Genomic DNA, 18,815 nt, shown 5'->3' with positions numbered 1-18,815 from the left:
AGCGCGTTTGCACTTACAAGCAGTCTTTTAAAACCTGTAATTTAAATTTTAGTATTATTTAATTTTTAAGGGTACAGTTTATTTATCGCCCGTGCTGCCGAAGCCGCCGCTGCGGGTTGTGTCGGCGCTGTCGCCGTCAGCCGTAAGGTATTTGTAAAAAATGCCCTGTGCTACGCGCTCGCCCTTTGCCATGGTAACATCGCTGTCCGTTGTGTTATACAAACCCAGCATAATATGCCCTTCGTTATCCTCGTTATTGTAATAATCGGCGTCGATAATGCCAACGTTGTTCACCAGCGCCAGGCCTTTTTTTACCGCCATACTGCTGCGTATATGCACGCCCAAAAACTCATCGTCCTGCATGTAGGCTTTCACGCCGGTCGCTACCATTTGCAACGTATGCGCCTTAATTGTAACATCCTGCGGCAGGCAGATATCGTACCCCGCCGCCATTTTTGTTTTGCGTTCCGGCATGGGGAACTCAACTTCTTTAAAAGAAGCAATTTTTTCAAAACCACGTAATTTCATAGTACACCTCACTATAAAAAATCCCGCCGAAACTAATTCAGCGGGATTTAGTTTTTACTTAAATTATTTGCTTAAGCCGCCTGCCAGCACTGCTTTGCGGGACAGGTTAATGCGGCCCTTCTGGTCGATTTCCGTAACCTTTACAACGATTTCGTCGCCTACGGAAACAACGTCTTCAACTTTATTTACGCGCTCGGTAGAAAGCTGGGAAATATGAACCAAACCTTCTTTGCCCGGCAGAATTTCAACAAAAGCACCAAACGCCATCAGGCGGGTAACTTTGCCGGTATAAACTTTGCCAACTTCCGCTTCGGCGGTAATGCCGTTAATCATATCAATTGCTTTTGCAGCTTCTTCGCTGTTAACTGCGGCAATATATACGCGGCCGTCTTCTTCAATATCAATTTTGGCGCCGGTTTCGTCAACAATCTTTTTGATGGTTTTGCCGCCGGGGCCGATAACCTTGCTGATTTTTTCGGGGTCAATATGGATGGTGGTAATCTTCGGAGCGTATTTGGACAGCTCTTTGCGCGGTTCGGCAATGCAGTCAAGCATAATGCCCATGATGTGTTCGCGGCCGCGTTTAGCCTGTGCCAGAGCCTGTTTGAAAATTTCCTTGTTGATGCCGTCAATCTTAATATCCATCTGGATGGCGGTAATACCGTTTTTGGTACCGGCAACTTTAAAGTCCATATCGCCGAGAGCATCTTCAAGGCCCTGAATATCAGTAAGGATGGTGAAATAATCACCGTCTTTAACAAGGCCCATTGCTACGCCGGCAACCGGTGCTTTAATAGGCACGCCTGCATCCATAAGAGAAAGGGTGCTTGCGCAAACGCTGCCCATGGAGGAAGAACCGTTGGATTCCAGAGTTTCGGAAACCAGGCGGATTGCATACGGGAATTCTTCTTCGGAAGGAATTACCGGCAAAAGTGCACGTTCTGCCAGCGCGCCATGGCCGATTTCGCGGCGGCCCGGGCTGCGCAGCGGTTTGGTTTCGCCAACGCTGTACGGCGGGAAGTTATAGTGATGGATATAACGTTTGGTAAGTTCTACGCCAAGTCCGTCCAAAGTCTGTGCTTCGCTGAGCGGAGCCAGTGCCAGCACGTTTAAAATCTGAGTCTGGCCGCGGGTAAACAGTGCGCTGCCGTGCGGGCGGGCTAAGAGGCCTACTTCGCAGGTTACAGGGCGTACTTCGTCAAGCGCACGTCCGTCCGGGCGGATTTTATCCACGGAAATGGTGCGGCGTACAATCTTTTTAACGAGTTTCTGGGTAATATAAGCAACGTCTTTGGCATTGTCAGGATATTTTTCCATAAATGCGTCAGCGATTTCAGCTTTAATGCGGGCAACGTTTTCTTCGCGTTCCAGCTTGTTGGCGTCCATCAGGGCTGCTTTCAGCTGTTCAGCGCCGTAAGCTTCAATTTCTGCGGCAAGTTCGGCAGGAGGTTCGTAAACAGGCACTTCCATTTTGGGTTTGCCAACTTCTGCCATAATTTTTTCCTGCCATTCAACCAGCTTTTTAATTTCTTCGTGGCCAAACCAGATAGCGTCCAGCATTTCGTCTTCGCTGATTTCCTTGGCACCTGCTTCAACCATCAAAATAGCGTCTTTGGTGCCTGCAACAGCAAGGTTCAGGCGGCTTACTTTAGCCTGTTCAATGGTCGGGTTAATAATGTATTGGCCGTCAATCATGCCTACGCGCACACCGGCGATAGGGCCTTCAAACGGAATATCGGAAATGGAAAGTGCGCAGGAAGCGCCAATCATTGCCGGAATATCCGGTGCGTTGTCCGGGTCTACGGAAACGGCGGTTGCAACAATCTGCACGTCGTTGTGGTAGCCTTCCGGGAACATCGGGCGGATCGGGCGGTCGATAAGGCGGCTGGTTAAAATAGCGGTTTCAGCCGGGCGTCCTTCACGTTTAATAAAGCCGCCGGGGATTTTACCCACAGCGTACATTTTTTCTTCAAAATCAACAGTCAAAGGGAAAAAGTCTACACCTTCACGCGGTGTTTTTGTACCGGTAGCAGCAACTACTACCGCAGTGTCGCCATAGCGCACCAATACTGCGCCGTTGGCCTGCTTGGCAATTTTGCCGATTTCCATCGTCAGCGTTCTGCCGCCAAGCTCAATGCTGTAACTATGCATTTTTTGTCCTCCTAATTTTCTCTCATTTTTGGTTTACCTGCCATATATTCTACAACATTTTTTATTTTCCTTCACTATTTTTTACAAAATTTTTTAATTTTTTTGCTTTTTTTATGCAGCAAAAAGCCCCTGCCCGTTTTTACGGCAGAGGCTTTGGCAAAACTATTCTATTTTTTCAAACATATTGGCGCCCATACCGCACAGAGGGCATTTATAATCCTCCGGTAAAGTTTCGCCTTCATATATATAGCCGCAAACCTTGCAGCGCCATTTATGCGTGCCAATATCCTGCTGCGGTGCAGCTACTTCTGCCGCAGGCTGTTTTTCCGCGCCGGGCGCGATATATACGCCGCCCAAATCCACACTGCGGTCAAAATATACGGTATGCAGCATCTGTTCCGCCAGTTCGCTCAGCGGCCTGCCGTAAAAATCTGCATACAAAGCTTTAATTTCCGGGTTTTCGTGGCTTAAACGCAGCTTCATGCTGCTGTCACGCTTATAAAGACCTTCAATGCGTGCCGCACGCAGAGCGTCGCCCTTATATTCCTTGTCTTTTGGCTGTCCGCCGCCGCCGATGCAGCCGCCCGGGCATGCCATAACTTCCACAAAGTGGTACTCTGCTTCGCCTGCTTTAATTTTTTCAATCAGTTTGCGGGCGTTGGCAGTGCCGTAAACAACGGCCACTTTAACCTTGGTGCCTTCAATGTCAACCTCCGCCTCGCGGATGCCGTCCATACCGCGTACGGGCTGCAAATCGTACAAAGCCTGCGGTGCGTCCTTGCCGGTTGCGTAGCAGTAAGCAGTACGGATTGCCGCTTCCATAACGCCGCCGGTGTTGCCGAAAATAACGCCTGCGCCGCTCGCCTGCCCCATTAAATCATCATAGGCAGAATCCTCCAGCGCGGCAAAATCAATACCTTCGTCTTTGGCCAGCATTGCCAGTTCGCGCGTGGTAATAACGTAGTCCATATCGCGCATATCTTCAATGCCAAGGTAACGCCCGGCCGCATTCATCTCGCCGCGGCGGATTTCAAACTTTTTGGCAGTGCAGGGCGTAACTGCCACGTTGACAATTTTACGCGGGTCAATGCCCATTTTTTGGGCAAAATAGGTTTTAATGGTTGGTCCCTGCATGCCGATAGGGCTTTTGGCACTGGAAATATGCGGCAGCATTTCTGGATAATACGTTTCGGCAAATTTAACCCACGCCGGGCAGCAGCTGGTAAACTGCGGCAGCGGCTTATTGCCTTCGGTAATACGCTGTAAAAGCTCGCTTGCTTCTTCCACAATCGTCATATCGGCGGCAAAATTGGTATCAAGCACATAATCTGCGCCAAGCCTGCGCAAAAGCGCAACCATTTTGCCTTCAACAAAGCTGCCGTCGGGCATGCCGAATTCTTCGCCCAAAGCAATACGCACGGAAGGCGAAGTGCTGAAAATAACAATTTTATCCTCATCACGGATTTCCGCCATTACCTGATACGCTTCTATTTTTTCGGTAATGCTGTCTGCCGGGCAAACATTGGCGCACTGCCCGCAGTTAATACAGATAGGCTTATCACCCGTTGCCTTAAGGTCATAAGTTCCGCATACGCCGATATAATCGGTGCAGACGGTTTTGCAGTTTCCGCATTTAATGCACTTAAACTCCAGACGCTGGATGGAAGGATTATCCGGCTCGATGGCAACGCGGATATCCGTAAATTGGTGTTTGCTCATAGCTGCCTCCTTTTGAATCTTCTTTAAAATAACTGCTGCTTTAATTATACCTTACAGCCAAAGAAAACACAACAGAGTGCTAAAAGAAAACAATTATTTTTTGTAGTAATATTTGTAAGCGGCAAAAATAAGTATTGCCACCGTTACCAGCACGGCAAGGCGTTCGCTGTGCTGCTGAAAATTAACAATGTCGTGCCCTATAACAACTTCCAGCGCCGTTGAAGGGAACTTGCCTATAAGGTTGGCAATAATGTAATCGCGCGTGGAAATTTTGCTTACCGCGCCAATCGCCGTCAAAATTCCGGACGGAAAATACGGCAGCATTCTTGCCGCCGCCATCCATTGCAGCCCTTTGCGCCCGCTCAAATCGTCAATCTTCATCAGCATCGGGCTTTTGGCAATCATCTTCTCGGCAGCGCCGCGGAACAGATAACGCATCAGCCAGAAGCTGATAACAACGCCGGTTGTTTCTGCCAGCCACGAAATTAAAATGCCCAGCGGCAAACCGAAAATAAGCCCGTTGGCGGTAGAAATAAAGATGGACGGGAAAATGCTGCCAGCATTGATTAATACATCAAGCAGGAAGCTGATAAGCATTGCCCACGCCCCAAAAGAGCGGAAATACGCTGCCAGCGCTTCCACATCGCCGCTGACGGCCAGGGCAAACATTTTTTTTACTTCTTCACCGGCAAACAGCCACGTTAACAAAGCGGCCAGGGCTAAAATAATTACCGCAGCCGCCTGTGATGCTTTTTCCGGGTTTTGATACCATTTTTCTTCCGCCATTGGGGCCTCCGTTACGAATTGAATATACGTTTAAAACGTTCGTCAAACTGCGCATCCAGAACTTTGGTAATTTCTGCCGTCTGTCCTGCGTCTGCCAGCGTTTTTTTGGCAAGGGCTCGCGCTTCTATCAAAACATCTGTATCTTGAAGTATATCAGCAATATATAAATCAGGCAAGCCATGCTGCCGCAGGCCAAAAAGCTGGCCCGCGCCGCGCAGTTTTAAATCCTGCTCGGCAAGGTAAAAACCGTCGTTTGATGTATGCAGAACGTTAAGGCGCGCCAGTGTTTCCTGGCTGTCAGAATCAGTAAGCAGCACGCAGAAAGACTGTGCCTCGCCGCGCCCTACGCGCCCGCGCAGCTGGTGCAGCTGGGCAAGGCCGAAACGGTCGGCGTTTTCAATAATCATCAGTGTGGCATTTGGCACGTTAACGCCAACTTCTATAACCGTAGTGCTGATAAGCGCCTTCATTTTACCGGCGGCAAAATCTTCCATCACTGCTTCCTTCTCGGCAGGCTTCATTTTGCCGTGCAGCAGTGCACAGGGTATATCCTTTAAAAAAGTACGCTGCAATTCTTCATAAACTTCCGCTGCCGCACGCACGCCTAGCATTTCACCCGGCTCTATCACCGTGCAGACGATATATGCCTGGTGCCCGGCTTTAATCTGCCGCACCATGCCTGCGTAAACCTCGCGCCGCTTGTCGCCGGTGTAGCACAGCGTTTTTATGCTCTTTCTTCCCGGCGGCATTCCCTTCATTACCGAAACATCCAAATCACCGTACACCGTCAGCGCCAGCGTGCGCGGTATCGGCGTTGCCGTCATAACCAGAACATCCGGCTCGTAAGCCGATTTATTTGCCAGTTTGGCGCGCTGCTCAACGCCGAAGCGGTGCTGTTCATCCGTAACGACGAGCGCGAGTTTATCGAAGATAACGTCATCCTGTATTAAAGCATGTGTGCCTACAAGCACCTGCAAATTGCCTGCTGCAAGGTTTTCCAAAAGTTCGCGGCGGCGCACGCCTTTAACGCTGCTTGTTAACAGCCCGCAGCTGATACCGGCAGGCTCCAGAAACGCCTGCAAAGTTTCGTAATGCTGCTGGGCCAGAATTTCTGTCGGCACCATAATGCAGGCCTGATACCCGTTTTCCGCAGCCTTGGCAAGCGCCAGCGCCGATACAACGGTTTTGCCGCTGCCAACGTCGCCCTGCAAAAGCCTGTGCATGGGCTTTTTATCCTGCATGTCAAGGCTTATATCCTGCCATGCCTTTTGCTGCGCTTCCGTAAGTTTAAAAGGCAGCTGCGCCAGCACTTTTTGCAAAAGCGTGCCGTCAGGCGCCATTTTTATGCCGCTGCGCGTGCTTTTTACCCTGCTGCGGTAATACAAAAGCCCGCACTGCAATAAAAACAGTTCTTCAAAAATAAAACGGCTGCGTGCCCGGGTAAGTTCCGCAAAACTTACGGGAAAATGAATGTTTTTAACGGCTTCAAAACGCGGAGGCAGTTTTTTGGCGTCAATTATTTCCTGCGGCAGCGATTCCGGCAGGTAGTCTTCTGCCATGGCCAGAGCCGTTTTAACGGCTGTACGCACATTCTGCTGCGTCAGAGCGCCGCTTAAAGCATACACCGGCAAAATACCGGGTGCAGAAACGCTTTCGCCGTCTTTTAAAATCTGCACGTAAGCATCCGTTACCATTTTTGCCCCGCGTCCCGGCTGCACCTTGCCGTCCACCAAAAGCTGCGTGCCCGGCTTAAAATTGCGCGTTTGAAAGCGCTGATGCGAGAACATATACAGCTCCGCAAAGCCGGTAGCGTCTTTAAGCGTTACCAGCGTATAACGCATGCGCCTTGCCGATATTCTGTCCGCCACGCGGTAAACCTCAGCGCAAAACAACTGCTTTTCTCCGTCTGTTGTAAGCTCCGCTATTGTTTTAACTTTGCTCTGGTCTACATAAGTACGGGGATAACGGTTCAGCAAATCGCCAATGGTAAAAATGTTTAAATTGGCAAAATCTGCCGCTTTTTTAGGCCCGATACCCTTTAATTTTGTAATTGGCTCCTGCCACCACATAAAATCACACTGCCAATCTAAAAATAACTTGCTTTTAATTTCATTCTATGGTATGATACTTCTGTTAAATTTGTAACTGATGCTGGAATTACGTTAAGGAGGTGGGACTCATGGCATCCATTTGCGAAGTTTGCGGCAAAGGTATTCAAGCTGGTTGTAACGTCAGCCATTCCAATAGACATTCTAAACGCGCTTGGAAACCGAACATTCAGCAAGTAAGAGCCGTTGTAAACGGTTCTGTAAAACGTATTAACGTTTGCACCCGTTGCTTGCGTTCCGGTAAAGTTAACCGCGCTATCTGATTGTTACGGATTATAAAAGAAGCCTGATACCTTGGTATTTGGCTTCTTTTTTATTGGCTGAGCGCCAATTAGTGCCGAGTAATAACGATGGCAATAATTGTGCCAGCGAAGCTACGCAAATTTTGCGATTGAATAATGAGCAAAATTTACGGACCTAAATGCTGCAACTACATCTAATTTTTAATAAAAGTATCTTAAATAAAACTATAATACAGAAAACGGTATAACAAAATGTTATACCGTTTTATTTTTTATCTTCTTGAGCGGGCAACTTCCGCAGGTTCCCAACCTCGGCACTGCATAAAATCAAGCAGGCTGCCTGTAAAATACAGCGGCTTTGCCCTCAGGCTTTTTATATCGGAAGAACCCGTTAACAGCATCAGCATGCGCAGTTCTTCTTCGGCCTGCAAAATTATTTCTGCCGCCGCGTCCTCGCCTTTGTTTACAGCCGCTTCCAGCACATTGCCGGCCATGCCGGCTATATCCGCGCCAAGTGCCAGTGCCTTTGCCGCGTCCAAGCCGCTGCGTATGCCGCCGCAGGCTGCAATATAACCTTCGTTGCCGCATACACCGCCCGCTTCCAAAAGCGATTGGGCCGTATTAAGCCCCCAGCCGTTTAAAAACGCCGTGCCGCCGTAGCGTTCCGCCTCAATAGCCGGAAAATTAGTACCGCCTGCGCCGCCGACATCAAAACAGGTAAAGCCCGCTTTTAAAAGCTGCTTAACCTGCCGCGCCGCCATGCCGCAGCCGGTTTCCTTAACTATTACCGGCACAGGGCATTTATCAAGTATGCGCTGCATATTGGCAAACAGGCCTTTAAAATCCCTGTCGCCTTCGGGCATAATCAGTTCCTGTGCAGGGTTTAAATGTATCTGCAAGGCATCGGCGTTAAGCATGCGCACAGCCTCCAGCGCTTCTTCCGGCGTAGCCAGTGCGCTGGTATTGGCAAAAACAATGCCGTCCGGGTATTCCTCGCGTACAACTTCGTAGCTTTGGTAGTTGGTTTTATTTTTAACAGAACCGTACTGCGAGCCTACTGCTATTGCCGCACCCGCTTTTTTGGCCGCACGCGCAAGCCGCCTGTTAATTTCCGTAACGGCGTCTGCCCCGCCCGTAACGGCGTTAATTAAAAACGGAGATAAAAAGAAAATGCCGCCGAACTGTGAGGAAAGGACTATATCCTGCGGGTTAAGCTCCGGCAGGCAGTTATGTACAAAATGTACATTCTCCAAACCGTTGGTGAGCGGTCCGTCACCAAGCTTCAGCGCATATTTGATATGGTCAAGTTTCCTCTGTTCACGCGACATTAATTACCACCGTAAAATTATTTTAAAGTTTCAAGCTGTTCGGAAAGGTCAAGAGTCAGTTCCGGTTTGTTGTTAAGGTAAGCACTGTATTCTGCTTTTTCTTTTTCTTTGGCAGCTTTGGCAATGCTCAGGCCGATTTTTTTGTGTTCCATATCTTTTTTGATAACTTTAACAACAACTTCCTGGCCTGCTTCAAGAACGTCTTCCGGTTTTTCAACGCGGGTATCGGCAATTTCGGATACGTGTACAAGTCCTTCTACCCTGTCGGTTACTTTAACGATAGCGCCGAAAGGCAGGAAACGGGTTACAATGCCTTTAACGATAGCGCCTTCCGGAAGTGCGTTTGCTTCGGTTACCCAGGGATCTTCCTGAGTAGCTTTAATGCTGAGGGCAACGCGTTTGTTTTCGCGGTCAATTTTCTTAATGAGAACGGTAACTTCGGTTTCTGGTTCGAAATCGCTTGCTTTTACGTTGCGGTCCCAGGAAAGTTCGGTATTGTGAACAAGACCAACAAGGCCTTTGCCTACTTCTACAAACAGGCCGAAATCAGCAATGCGCAGAACTTTACCCGGTACAACCTGGCCTTCTTCAACGCTGTTGTATGCTTCTTCTTCAGCAGCTTCGCGTGCTGCTGCACGTTCTGCAGCTCTGGCAGCTTTAGCTTCGCGCCATGCCTGTGCTTTTGCTTCGCGTTCAGCGCGCAGCAAATCGCGGCGGGAAACTACCAGGCGTTTTTTAGCAGTGTCAACTTCAATAATTTCTGCTTCCAGTTCCTGGCCGATATACGGAGTGAAGTCCTCAACGCGTTTCAGTTCAACATGGGATGCGGGCATAAAGCCTTCAACGCCTTCAACTGCAACTGCAAGGCCTACAATGTTTTTCTGGCGGTTTTTAATTACGCGCAGAACTTTAACGGTTGCCGGGCGTTTTTCGCCTTCAGCAAGTTCGGGAACGTTTTTCCATGCTGCGTCCTGCTCAGCACGGATTTTGGAAAGGCGTACAAAATCATCTTTGGAAGTGCCGGGAATAACCTTTGCTTCAACTTCGTCGCCTACATTAATTGTTTTTGCTACTTCTTCAGGATCTCCGGCAGCCCATTCGCTGTAAGCAATGGCGCCTTCTTTCATATAGCCAAAGTCTACATAAACTTCATCCTTATCTTTTTGAATAACAGTAGCCTTCACGATTTTGCCGGGATAAATGTCGTTGTTTTCCCAACTCTGCTCCAGCATACTTTCAAAAGATTCCATGTTTTCCATGTTTTCCATTACAAATAAAGCCTCCTTGATTAATCGGTCCGGCGTCGAAGCACCGGCCGTTATGCCAATTTTGGTGCAACCACGAAACATTTCCGGTTTTAATTCCGCAGCCGTTTCGATGTGGTATGCAATTTTACAGCGTGCAGACACAATATCATATAAATGCCTTGTGTTGGCGCTGTTTTTACCGCCGATAACAATAAATGCATCAACTTTTTCCGCAAGTTCCCCCGCAGCATTCTGACGCTCGCTTGTTGCCGTACAGATAGTTTTTTCTATTTTGTACTCTCCCGGCCTTTCTTTTTGAATTCCGGCAAGCAGTTCTTCAAATTTTGCCAGCTCAAAAGTAGTCTGAATCGTAACTCCATATTTATCTGCAACGGGTATACCGGCAATATCTTTATTATATTCTACTATTATAGCATTTTTTCCTGCCCATGCCGAGATACTTTTTACTTCAGGATGATTTTTTTCTCCGATAATTATAACAAAATATCCTTCGTCGGCCAATTTTTTTGCTTTTAACTGTGCTGCGCGCACATGCGGGCAGGTTGCATCAATAATATTCAGCCCTTTTTCTTCCGCAGCGGCGTAAACTTCAGGCCCAACTCCGTGCGAACGGAAAATAACCGTATCACCATTTTTAAAACTGTCAAGGCTGTCACAGCAGCTTACTCCGCCTGCTGCCAGCTCCGCCGTAAGCTGCGGATTATGTATAAGCGGCCCCAAGGTTGCCGCGTGCGTTTCTTTGCCGCATTCGCCGCGCGCCATATCCACCGCGCGCTTAACTCCATAGCAAAAGCCGCATGGCTCTGCCACAAACACCTGCATGTTACTTCACTCCCTGCAGAGCTTTTATGTCTGCCGTTAATTTATCTGTCAAATCCTGCAAAACTTCTTTATTTAAGCCAACCGGCGGAAAAGGCACCGGCGTGCCGAATTTTACAACAACCTTAGGCCACAGCCTACCGCAGCGCTTGATATCGGTGCCGCTTACTGCCGTCGGCACAATAACGGCGTTTGTTTTGCCTGCCATCATCAGTGCGCCGGGTTCAAGTTTGCCAAGCTGCCCGGTTTTGCTGCGCGTCCCTTCGGGGAATATCGCCAGCACCTCGCCGCTTTGCAGAATTTCAATGCCGTGCTTGATTGCCGCCCTGTCCGCGCCGCCGCGGTTAACGGGAAACGCGCCAAGAGTTTTATAAATATAGCCGAGCACCGGCACGAAAAGTTCGCGCTTGGCCATAAAATGCACCTTTCGCGGTGCCGCAACGCCAATAACCGGCGGGTCGAGCAGGCTTAAATGGTTGCTTGCTATAACAAGCGGGCCTGTTTTGGGAATATTTTCCGCGCCGTGTACTTCAAGACGCAGAAAAATTTTAAACAAAATTCCCAGTACAACATCCAAAAATGAATACAGCATCTTATTTCTCCTGTACTGCTTTTAAAATATGCTCTGCCACTTCGTCTATCGTCATATCGGAAGTATCTAAAAACTCAGCATCGTCAGCCTGTTTAAGCGGAGCAATTTCGCGTTCGCTGTCCTGTTTGTCGCGGAAAGCGATTTGTTTCTCAAGTTCTGCCAAATCAACTTTTTCGCCTTTGGCAAGCATTTCTTTATAGCGACGCATAGCGCGTTCCTTAACGCTGGCCGTTAAAAATATTTTTACCTGTGCATGAGGAAACACCACGGTGCCAATGTCACGCCCGTCCATAACAACGCCGCCGGCTTCGCCCATACGGCGCTGCTGGTTTACCATTTCAGCACGCACGCCGCCCACGGCGGATACTTTGGAAACAACGGCCGTTACTTCCGGAGAACGGATTGCTTCCGTAACTTCCGTGCCGTCAACAAAAACGCGGTTGGCGTTTGCTTCGGGCTTAAAAGTAATTACCATTTCCTGCGCCAGTTTTTCTACCAGCTCCGGGCTGAACGGTTTTTCCGTTTGCAGAAACTTCCACGCAACGGAGCGGTACATGGCCCCGGTATCAATATAAATGTAACCAAGTTTGCCTGCGACCAGTTTGGCTATGGTGCTTTTTCCGGCACCGGCCGGGCCGTCGATGGCAATTACCGGTTTTTGTGCATTCATTTTATCCCCACCTGTTTTTATATTTGTGCGGCAAAGGTGCCTGCGGCATAACCAGTAGAAAACGCCGCCTGCAAATTATAGCCGCCCGTATAACCGTCGATATCCATTACTTCGCCCGCAAAAAACAGCCCTTTTATTAATTTTGATTCCATTGTTTTAGGGTCTATTTCCTTCAGGCTTACGCCGCCCGCCGTTACAATGGCTTCCGCTATCGGCCTTGTGCCGGTAATGGGTACTGTAAACGCTTTTAAAACATCAACAAGGCGGCGGCGTTCTGCGCGCGAAAGCTGGTTGACAAATTTTTCTTCATCAATAAACGCCTGGTCAAGCACCGGCGCAATAAGCCTCTGCGGCAACAAATCCTTCATGCCGTTGGGCATTTGCTTGCGGCTGTACTGCGTAAAATCGCGCTGCAAACGCGCGTCCAGCTTGTCTTTATCAAGCGCAGGCTTTAAATCAATAGCAAGTTCAACATCATGCGCGCCTTTGGCAAAGGCTTCCGCCACGCATTTACTCAGCGAAAGTATTATCGGGCCCGATACGCCGAAATGCGTAAAGAGCATTTCACCGAACTCCGAGCCTATTTTTTTGCCGTCCGCATAAACGGTGCCTTCTATATTGCGCAGGCTTAAGCCCTGCAATCCTGCAATGTAGGGCGAATCGCTTTCAAGCGGAACCAGGCTTGGCGCCAGCGGTACAATGGTGTGCCCCAACGCTTTGGCAAGTTTCACGCCGCTGCCGTCGCTGCCGGTGCCCGGGTAAGATGACCCGCCTGCCGCCAGAATAACGGCGTCGGCCGCAAATTTCTGCCCGTCGGCAGTTACAGCGCCCGTTATTTTGCCGAATTCTGCCGTAATGCTTTTTACTTTGCAGTCTGTAAGCAGCCTGCCGCCATAGTTTTTATAAATTTTAACAAGAGTATCAACAACGTCAGCCGCCTTGTCGCTTACAGGAAACACCCTGCCGCCGCGTTCAACCTTGGTAGGCAGGCCGTTATCCTCCAGAAGCTGCACAATATCCTGATTGGTAAAGCGGCGCAGCGCACTGTTTAAAAAGCGGCCGTTGCCGGGTATGTTTTTAATAATTTCCTGCAAATCGCAGTTATTGGTAATATTGCAGCGCCCCTTGCCGGTAATAAGTATTTTTTTGCCGGGGCGGCGCATTTTCTCTAAAATTACGGTTTGGGCGCCGCTCTGTGCTGCGGCAATGCCTGCCAAAAGGCCCGCAGCCCCGCCGCCGATAACAAGTACATTAGCCATTAAGCTTTGCCGCCTTTTTTAAAGTTTCTGCCTCGTCCTCGTTAAGTTCGCGCATTTTGCCCTTGCTTAAACCCTTTAAGCTGAGCGTGCCAAACTTAATGCGTTTAAGATTGCGCACCGGAAAGCCGATATAATCGCACATACGGCGGATTTGGCGGTTGCGCCCTTCATGTATGGTAATATCAAAATATGTCATATTTCTTTCGTGGTCATATTCCAGAAGCGTTACAACGGCAGGAGCCGTCACACCGTCATCAAGTTTAACGCCAAGGCGCAGCAAATCGAGCTTTTCCTGCGGCACAATGCCCGGCACGCCCACGCGGTAAGTTTTGTTTACCTCACGGCTCGGGTGCATCAGCCCCTGCGCCAGCGCGCCGTCATTTGTTAAAAGCAAAAGCCCTTCCGTGTTATAGTCAAGCCTGCCAACGGGGAACACGCGCTGCGACAGATCCTTAACATAATCGGCCACGGTGCGCCTGCCCTGCGGGTCGCTCATGGTTGTTACCACTCCGCGCGGTTTGTAAAACAAATAATATGCCTTACGCTCACGTTTAATGGGCTTGCCGTCAACGGTAATAAAGCATTTTTCATCAACCTTGGTGCCGAGTTCTTTAACGACTTTGCCGTTAACCTTCACTCTGCCGCCAAGTATATATTTTTCTGCTTCGCGCCGCGAAGCAACGCCGGCTGCCGCCAGCACTTTCTGCAATCGTTCTTCCATGTATTATACTCCGTCATTTTGTATATTGCTGTCTGTATCTTTCAGACTGTCCAAAAGCGAAATCTGTTCAGGCCCGCTGCTGTCCTCATCCGGCAAAGCAGGCAAATCCTTCAGTGAATTAAGCCCGAAAGTAAGCAAAAATTTATCTGTCGTTGCGTAAAGAATCGGGCGTCCGAGCGCTTCCTTGCGCCCTGCTTCGCAGATAAGCCCGTATTCCAGAAGCGTATTTACAACGCCGTCCACCTTAACACCGCGGATAGCTTCCATTTCGCCGCGCGTTACCGGCTGCTTAAACGCAACAATGGCCAAAGTTTCCATTGCCGCTGCCGATAATTTTACTTCCTGCACGCGCTCCAGCTGTTTTAAAAGGGCATAATGCTGGGGCTTGGCGCACAGCTGATAGCCGCCCGCCACTTTGCGCAGGCATAAGCCGCGGTTTTCTTCATTGTAGCTTTCTTCAAGCATGGTTAAAAGTTCCCACACCTGCGGCTTGTCAAGCTGCATAATACCGGCAATCTGTGCTACCGTAAGCGGCTCGCCTGCCGCAAACAGCAAAGCCTCCAGAGAGCCCTGCAAATATTCATGAAACATTGTTTTCGCCCTCCCGGTGCAGGAATATGTATATCGGCGCAAAAGGCTCCGTCTGCGTTATATTTATAATGTTCAGCTTCAGCAGTTCCAAAAGCGCTAAAAATCCGGCTATTTTTTCACTGCGCGAGCCAGTGCTGCTGAAAACTTCTTTAAATTCCACACCGTTTAAACGGCGCTTAAGCAGGCTGACAATTTCTGCCATTTTTTCCTGCACGCTGAACTCCTGACGCTCAATAAAAGCCGTGGTTTCGTGCCCGGCAGCCAAAAGCGCCAACAGGCTTTTTACCAAATCGCCCGCCTGATACTGTGCAATGCTGCGGTTTATCCTGCCTTCTGCCAGCGGCCTGCGGTAAACGTAACGCTCCGCCGCCGTTTTCATTTCGGTAAGTTTTGCCGCACACGCTTTAATGCGCCTGTACTCAATCAGCATCTCCACCAGCATGGTGCGCGGGTCTGCTTCTTCCTCGTCGGTTTCGGGCACAGGTTTCGGCAAAAGCATTCTCGATTTTATCTGCAGAAGTGTTGCCGCCATTACCAGAAACTCACTGGCAATTTCCATGTCAAATTCCGCCATGGCGGATAAATAAGCAATGTACTGCTCTGTAATTTCCGCTATGGGAATATCGTAAATATCTATTTTATCTCTTTCGATAAGGTACATTAAAAGGTCCAGCGGGCCTTCAAAATCACTGACTTTTAAAGATAAATCTGCCATAAATTATACTGCCCGGCCTTTAAGCCCTGCCAATATGGCGGCAATCCCTTCGTTAATATCAGAAAAATATTCCTAAAACAGTGTTGATGAGCTCTAAATAAGCCAAAGCAAACGGCGTAATAATATAGCTGATAAGCCCGCTTGCCACAAGGGCTATAAGAATATAAAAACCGTAACGCCCTACAAAACTGTTATATTTGTATGCAGTCTGCGGCGGCAAAAATTCATCCAGCAGGCGTGAACCGTCCAGCGGCGGTATGGGCAGCAGGTTAAAAAAGGCAAACCATACGTTATACTGCATAGTCCACAACAAAAACGCGCTGACGCCGGGGGTTAAAACATGCAATCTCTGCATGGAAACCATAATCAGAGCCGCAAGAAAACATAAAAACAAATTAGCAGCAGGCCCTGCCAGAGATACTTTTATCATGCCTTCGCGCCTGTTGCGGAAATTATTGGGGTTAATGGCAACCGGCTTTGCCCAGCCGAAATGGAACAAGGCCAGCATTATTGCGCCCAAAATATCAAGATGCGCCAGAGGGTTAAAGGTTAAACGCCCAAGATAACGCGGCGTAGGGTCACCCATGGCATCTGCCGTAAGGGCATGGGCATACTCATGTATGGTAATGGCAATTAAAAGTGCCGGTACCGTATAAATCATCGAACTAAAATCAAACATAAAACCCTCCACTAAAACAAACTAAACAATAATATTATTATAACGTATTTTTATAAAAAAGAAAACGGGACTGTAACAGACAGCCCCGTTTTTTGCAAATATTTTATTTACCGGTAAAACGCGGTGCGCGTTTTTCTTTAAAAGCGGCTATGCCTTCGCGGCAGTCTTCCGTTGCCATGCAGAGAGTCTGGGCTACGGCTTCCGTATCAAGCACATCGTCAAGGCTCATGGCAGTATTGTTAACGTACTTTTTAATCAGCGCCAGCGAAAGCGGTGCCGATTCAGCAAGCCTTGCCGCCATTTTATAAACTGCGCCCTGCAGTTCTTCCGCAGTGCATACATGGTTCAGCATGCCGAAGCGTTCTGCCGCAGCGGCGTCAATCAAATCGGCGGTAAACATCAGTTCCTTGGCACGGTGTACGCCAACTGCTTTCGGCAAAAAGTACAGGCCGCCGCAATCGGGTATCAGGCCAACCTTGGCAAAACTCTGCGCAAAACGTGCAGTATCAGCGGCATATACCAAATCACAGGCCAGCATCAAATTAACGCCTGCACCGGCCGCAACTCCGTTAACCATGGCAATAAACGGTTTGTCAATAGTTGTAATGCGTTTGGCAACCGCGCCCACTTTAATAATAAAGGCACGGCGGGCACCGGCATCGGGCAATGCTTCCAAAAACGGCAGGTCGCCGCCTGCACAAAAGGCCTTGCCGCTGCCGGTAAGCACTACGCAGCGGATTTCTTCATCCTGCTCTGCCCTGTCAAGAGCTTCGTGCAAACCGTCAATAAGCTTGTCATTCATGGAGTTCAGGCTTTTCGGGCGGTTCAGCGTAATGGTTGCTACATGGTTTTCAACACTAAACAAAACTGCTTCTTCCATATTTTCAGCCTCCTTTGGCATACTACCACTGCTGTTATTTATGTTCTTTTTTCAGTTCGTCCAGTAAAAACTCGTTTTTAACGCGTATATAAGTCCCCTTCATGCCGAGGGATTTTGTTTCTATCAAACCGGCGCTTTCAAACTTTCTTAACGCGTTTACAATAACGGAACGCGTAATGCCAACGCTGTCGGCAATTTTAGAAGCAACCAGCAGCCCTTCCGTGCCGTTAAGCGCTTCCATAATGCTGTTAATGGCCTCCAGCTCCGAAAACGAAAGTGTGGAGAAGGCTATCTGCACCATGGCTTTTTTGCGGGCTTCTTCTTCCACGCGCGCTGCACGCTCATGCAGAATTTCAACGCCGATAACAGCCGCCGCGTATTCGGCCAGCAGCAAATCTTCGTCATTAAATTCACGGTCATACTTGGCAACAATTAAAGTGCCGATACGCTCGCCGTTGCCGTAAATAGGCACAATTGTTGTACGCTTATCGCCAAAATAGCATTTGGTGCCCTTTAAAAAGGAGCATTCCTCGTTTACATGGCCGATATTGGAAACAGTTTCCCTTGTTTCCATTATAAAATTAAGGTAAGACGGAGGAAAACGCTTTACATCAAGCACCTGCTCGCGCATAATATCACATTCAAAATCGTCAAGCAGCGCATAGCCTTTAATGCCGCCCTTACGGCCGACAATATAGACATTAGCCACTATAACGTCCTTCAGCAGGCGGGCAATGGCATTAAATTCCACTTTCTCACCGCGCTGAAGCAATTTGTTGATTTTTCTTGTTTTTTCTAAAAGTTCCACAATAGCCCCTCCAATCTACGCGCGCGGGAAATTCTTCTCATAAACAGAAGTAATCCTCTCCGTCGTTACATGCGTATAAATCTGAGTAGTTGACAGATTAGCATGGCCCAAAAGCTCCTGCACCGCCCTCAAATCCGCACCGTGGTCCAGCAAATGAGTGGCAAAGGTATGCCGTATTGTATGCGGCGAAACATTTTTTCTTAAGGCCAGCTTTTTAATATATTTATCAAGTATGCGGCGTACGCTGCGGTCCGTAAGCGGACCGCCCAGGCGGTTAACCAGCAGTTTATCGTGCGGTGCGGCGTTATAGCGTGCCATTAAGGCCTGCCTTGCCCCGTTAAGGTATTTTTCTACAGCTTCGCGGCAGGTATGGCCAATAGGCACCAGCCTGTCTTTATTGCCTTTGCCGTGCAGCAGCACAAACATATTGCCAAGGTCAATCGTATCAAGCGTAAGCCCTACCAGCTCCGAAACACGGCAGCCGGTGGCATACAAAAGTTCCAGCACTGCCTGGTCACGCAGGCCCAGTTCACCTGTTGTATCGGGCAGTTCCAAAAGCTCGTTAACTTCAAACTCCTCCAAAAATACGGGCAGGTGCTTTTCAAGTTTCGGTGTCCGCACTTTTACAAAAGGATTCTGCTTTACTTTGTTTTCTCTTTGCAGGTATTTATAAAAAGAACGCAGGGCAGATATTCTGCGGGCAATGGTTGTGCGCGCATATTTTTTGCCGTTCATGTCAGCCAGATAGGAACGGATATCCAGCACGTTTATTTCCTGCCAGTTAAAGCCGCCGGGATAACGTGTTTTTAAAAATCCGGCAAATATGTCTATATCTGCCGCATAATTTTTTACCGTAAGCGCAGAAGTATTTTTTTCAACTGCAAGGTACTGCAAAAATTTATGCACTTCCGGATATGCGTTTGCTGCTTCTTTCATAAATATCCCTCTTTT

The 18,815-nt window shown here is 48.7% G+C and carries 18 protein-coding genes; 1 reads left to right on the top strand and 17 read right to left on the bottom strand.

Annotated elements, in window-relative coordinates:
- Nucleotides 1–78 precede the first annotated feature (78 nt).
- The 5 genes from M3079_RS01060 to recG all read right to left on the bottom strand — a co-directional run bounded on the left by M3079_RS01060 (nucleotide 79) and on the right by recG (nucleotide 7,253).
- Entirely contained in the window at nucleotides 79–528 is a 450-nt protein-coding gene (locus M3079_RS01060; RefSeq protein WP_249076686.1) for a dUTP diphosphatase, read from the bottom strand.
- A gap of 63 nt (nucleotides 529–591) precedes the next feature.
- Nucleotides 592–2,679 carry a polyribonucleotide nucleotidyltransferase gene (locus M3079_RS01055; RefSeq protein WP_249076685.1) on the bottom strand — a complete coding sequence of 696 codons (2,088 nt, stop codon included), beginning with the start codon at nucleotides 2,677–2,679 and terminating at the stop codon, nucleotides 592–594.
- A 162-nt stretch (nucleotides 2,680–2,841) separates the two neighbouring features.
- Nucleotides 2,842–4,398 (bottom strand): [FeFe] hydrogenase, group A, encoded by a 1,557-nt coding sequence (locus tag M3079_RS01050; protein WP_249076684.1) that lies wholly within the window; start codon nucleotides 4,396–4,398, stop codon nucleotides 2,842–2,844.
- A 93-nt stretch (nucleotides 4,399–4,491) separates the two neighbouring features.
- A complete protein-coding gene (locus tag M3079_RS01045) occupies nucleotides 4,492–5,184 on the bottom strand; it encodes a TVP38/TMEM64 family protein (RefSeq protein WP_249076683.1) in 693 nt (230 codons plus the stop codon).
- A gap of 11 nt (nucleotides 5,185–5,195) precedes the next feature.
- Entirely contained in the window at nucleotides 5,196–7,253 is a 2,058-nt protein-coding gene (recG, locus tag M3079_RS01040; protein ID WP_249076682.1) for an ATP-dependent DNA helicase RecG, read from the bottom strand.
- A 110-nt stretch (nucleotides 7,254–7,363) separates the two neighbouring features.
- On the opposite strand from recG, the gene rpmB reads away from it, so the two are divergent.
- Entirely contained in the window at nucleotides 7,364–7,555 is a 192-nt protein-coding gene (rpmB, locus tag M3079_RS01035) for a 50S ribosomal protein L28 (protein WP_021716145.1), read from the top strand.
- A gap of 251 nt (nucleotides 7,556–7,806) precedes the next feature.
- Here the strand turns inward: rpmB and fni are convergent, their stop codons facing one another.
- The 12 genes from fni to xerC all read right to left on the bottom strand — a co-directional run bounded on the left by fni (nucleotide 7,807) and on the right by xerC (nucleotide 18,800).
- The gene (gene fni, locus M3079_RS01030) at nucleotides 7,807–8,862 is read right to left on the bottom strand and encodes a type 2 isopentenyl-diphosphate Delta-isomerase (protein ID WP_249076680.1); all 1,056 of its coding nucleotides are present in this window, start codon (nucleotides 8,860–8,862) and stop codon (nucleotides 7,807–7,809) included.
- Nucleotides 8,863–8,879: 17 nt separating this feature from the next.
- A complete protein-coding gene (ispH, locus tag M3079_RS01025; RefSeq protein ID WP_249076679.1) occupies nucleotides 8,880–10,952 on the bottom strand; it encodes a 4-hydroxy-3-methylbut-2-enyl diphosphate reductase in 2,073 nt (690 codons plus the stop codon).
- 1 nt (nucleotide 10,953) lies between these two features.
- Complete coding sequence (locus tag M3079_RS01020) at nucleotides 10,954–11,541, bottom strand: lysophospholipid acyltransferase family protein (protein WP_249076678.1); 588 nt, start codon at nucleotides 11,539–11,541, stop codon at nucleotides 10,954–10,956.
- Between the two features lies 1 nt (nucleotide 11,542).
- Nucleotides 11,543–12,211 (bottom strand): (d)CMP kinase, encoded by a 669-nt coding sequence (gene cmk / locus M3079_RS01015; protein WP_249076677.1) that lies wholly within the window; start codon nucleotides 12,209–12,211, stop codon nucleotides 11,543–11,545.
- 17 nt (nucleotides 12,212–12,228) lie between these two features.
- The gene (locus tag M3079_RS01010) at nucleotides 12,229–13,470 is read right to left on the bottom strand and encodes an NAD(P)/FAD-dependent oxidoreductase (protein WP_249076676.1); all 1,242 of its coding nucleotides are present in this window, start codon (nucleotides 13,468–13,470) and stop codon (nucleotides 12,229–12,231) included.
- A complete protein-coding gene (locus M3079_RS01005; RefSeq protein ID WP_249076675.1) occupies nucleotides 13,463–14,191 on the bottom strand; it encodes a pseudouridine synthase in 729 nt (242 codons plus the stop codon). The genes M3079_RS01010 and M3079_RS01005 overlap by 8 nt, the downstream gene beginning before the upstream one ends.
- A gap of 3 nt (nucleotides 14,192–14,194) precedes the next feature.
- Nucleotides 14,195–14,782: an SMC-Scp complex subunit ScpB gene (gene scpB / locus M3079_RS01000; RefSeq protein WP_249076674.1), complete on the bottom strand. Its 588-nt coding sequence runs from the start codon at nucleotides 14,780–14,782 to the stop codon at nucleotides 14,195–14,197.
- Nucleotides 14,772–15,497, bottom strand: coding sequence for a segregation/condensation protein A (locus tag M3079_RS00995; RefSeq protein ID WP_249076673.1), 726 nt, complete (start codon nucleotides 15,495–15,497; stop codon nucleotides 14,772–14,774). Before M3079_RS00995 ends, scpB begins: the two co-directional genes overlap by 11 nt.
- A gap of 58 nt (nucleotides 15,498–15,555) precedes the next feature.
- Complete coding sequence (locus M3079_RS00990) at nucleotides 15,556–16,176, bottom strand: site-2 protease family protein (protein WP_249076671.1); 621 nt, start codon at nucleotides 16,174–16,176, stop codon at nucleotides 15,556–15,558.
- A gap of 103 nt (nucleotides 16,177–16,279) precedes the next feature.
- Nucleotides 16,280–17,056: an enoyl-CoA hydratase-related protein gene (locus M3079_RS00985; protein ID WP_249076669.1), complete on the bottom strand. Its 777-nt coding sequence runs from the start codon at nucleotides 17,054–17,056 to the stop codon at nucleotides 16,280–16,282.
- Nucleotides 17,057–17,090: 34 nt separating this feature from the next.
- Nucleotides 17,091–17,867, bottom strand: coding sequence for a GTP-sensing pleiotropic transcriptional regulator CodY (gene codY, locus M3079_RS00980; protein ID WP_044897031.1), 777 nt, complete (start codon nucleotides 17,865–17,867; stop codon nucleotides 17,091–17,093).
- 12 nt (nucleotides 17,868–17,879) lie between these two features.
- Nucleotides 17,880–18,800: a tyrosine recombinase XerC gene (gene xerC / locus M3079_RS00975; RefSeq protein ID WP_249076667.1), complete on the bottom strand. Its 921-nt coding sequence runs from the start codon at nucleotides 18,798–18,800 to the stop codon at nucleotides 17,880–17,882.
- Between the last annotated feature and the right edge of the window lie 15 nt (nucleotides 18,801–18,815).

It is taken from the genome of Phascolarctobacterium sp. ET69, assembly GCF_023336935.1.
Taxonomy (GTDB): domain Bacteria; phylum Bacillota; class Negativicutes; order Acidaminococcales; family Acidaminococcaceae; genus Fusicatenibacter_A; species Fusicatenibacter_A intestinipullorum.
Note: the sequence above shows the minus strand (reverse complement) of the source record. Positions and strands in the feature narration are given on the sequence as shown.

Bases quoted from the DNA above. Each gene is read 5' to 3' on its own strand.
- M3079_RS01005 (WP_249076675.1), bottom strand. From the start codon at position 14,191: ATGGAAGAACGATTGCAGAAAGTGCTGGCGGCAGCCGGCGTTGCTTCG.
- ispH (WP_249076679.1), bottom strand. From the start codon at position 10,952: ATGCAGGTGTTTGTGGCAGAGCCATGCGGCTTTTGCTATGGAGTTAAG.
- rpmB (WP_021716145.1), top strand. From the start codon at position 7,364: ATGGCATCCATTTGCGAAGTTTGCGGCAAAGGTATTCAAGCTGGTTGT.
- M3079_RS00985 (WP_249076669.1), bottom strand. From the start codon at position 17,056: ATGGAAGAAGCAGTTTTGTTTAGTGTTGAAAACCATGTAGCAACCATT.
- M3079_RS01010 (WP_249076676.1), bottom strand. From the start codon at position 13,470: ATGGCTAATGTACTTGTTATCGGCGGCGGGGCTGCGGGCCTTTTGGCA.
- cmk (WP_249076677.1), bottom strand. From the start codon at position 12,211: ATGAATGCACAAAAACCGGTAATTGCCATCGACGGCCCGGCCGGTGCC.
- scpB (WP_249076674.1), bottom strand. From the start codon at position 14,782: ATGTTTCATGAATATTTGCAGGGCTCTCTGGAGGCTTTGCTGTTTGCG.
- M3079_RS01050 (WP_249076684.1), bottom strand. From the start codon at position 4,398: ATGAGCAAACACCAATTTACGGATATCCGCGTTGCCATCGAGCCGGAT.
- M3079_RS00990 (WP_249076671.1), bottom strand. From the start codon at position 16,176: ATGTTTGATTTTAGTTCGATGATTTATACGGTACCGGCACTTTTAATT.
- M3079_RS00995 (WP_249076673.1), bottom strand. From the start codon at position 15,497: ATGGCAGATTTATCTTTAAAAGTCAGTGATTTTGAAGGCCCGCTGGAC.
- M3079_RS01020 (WP_249076678.1), bottom strand. From the start codon at position 11,541: ATGCTGTATTCATTTTTGGATGTTGTACTGGGAATTTTGTTTAAAATT.
- fni (WP_249076680.1), bottom strand. From the start codon at position 8,862: ATGTCGCGTGAACAGAGGAAACTTGACCATATCAAATATGCGCTGAAG.
- M3079_RS01060 (WP_249076686.1), bottom strand. From the start codon at position 528: ATGAAATTACGTGGTTTTGAAAAAATTGCTTCTTTTAAAGAAGTTGAG.
- xerC (WP_249076667.1), bottom strand. From the start codon at position 18,800: ATGAAAGAAGCAGCAAACGCATATCCGGAAGTGCATAAATTTTTGCAG.
- M3079_RS01045 (WP_249076683.1), bottom strand. From the start codon at position 5,184: ATGGCGGAAGAAAAATGGTATCAAAACCCGGAAAAAGCATCACAGGCG.
- recG (WP_249076682.1), bottom strand. From the start codon at position 7,253: ATGTGGTGGCAGGAGCCAATTACAAAATTAAAGGGTATCGGGCCTAAA.
- M3079_RS01055 (WP_249076685.1), bottom strand. From the start codon at position 2,679: ATGCATAGTTACAGCATTGAGCTTGGCGGCAGAACGCTGACGATGGAA.